The organism is Mycobacterium sp. 1423905.2 (assembly GCF_001673155.1).
Taxonomy (GTDB): domain Bacteria; phylum Actinomycetota; class Actinomycetes; order Mycobacteriales; family Mycobacteriaceae; genus Mycobacterium.
Genome location: NZ_LZLE01000220.1, coordinates 1 through 777, shown reverse-complemented (window position 1 = coordinate 777; position 777 = coordinate 1). Strand labels below are relative to the sequence as shown.

Here is a 777-nt window from a genome sequence, read left to right as displayed (position 1 = left end):
CCAGCCGACCACGATGTGACCGGCCAACATCCACTCGCTCGGTACGCCAACCGCATCCCGCAACAGTTTCTCCCCGCCATAGGATGCCCAGCTCGTCATACAAGCACCCAGCCCCTGCGCGCGAGCCGCCAGCAAGAAGTTCTGCATGGCCGGGAAGATCGACCCGCCCAAGAGAAGCTCGGACGCGGTCGGGTAATGGAGTTGCGTGAACAGCACCGAGACGAATTCGCCTGCGCGGTCGTGCAGTTCGTAGGTGGCCCGATTCGTGCGGGCGCGTCGGCTGTGGTCATGGGGGTCTGGGCGGCTCATTCCGTAGACGGGTTCGATCACCGCGAGCGCCTGCGCGGCGGCTTCGGCCACCACCGCGCGTTGCTGCGGTGACCGCAGCACGATGAACCGCCAGCCTTGAGCGTTCGCACCCGACGGCGCCCATCTGGCCGCCTCCAAGCACCTCGTCAATGTCGCGTCGTCGACGGGCTCGTCGGTGAAGCGCCGAATGGTGCGGGCGGTCGACATCACTTCCCAGACGTCGCCGCTTGCCCCGGACATGGATCCCCTTCGCGTGCGCCGGCAGTTGGTCCGACTGTGGCGCCCAGCGTGACAGCTTCCGTCACATCTGTAAAGCACCGACCAGCCAGACGTGGAACCCCTGCGGCGCTGAGCAGTTCACTCGGCTCGCGACCGCGCCCGGCAGCGCTCGGCCAGGATGGTCGCCAGCCGGCGTGGCTCGCTGTACATGAGGTCATGGCAGGTGTCCAGGACGACCAGCGTGTCGAC

Annotated in this window: 1 protein-coding gene; it reads right to left on the bottom strand. The window is 67.1% G+C overall.

Going from position 1 to position 777, the window contains the following annotated elements:
- Window positions 1–549, bottom strand: a 549-nt coding sequence (locus A9W95_RS13525) for a nitroreductase family protein (protein WP_067413301.1), incomplete at its 3' end; no start/stop codon positions are given.
- Between the last annotated feature and the right edge of the window lie 228 nt (window positions 550–777).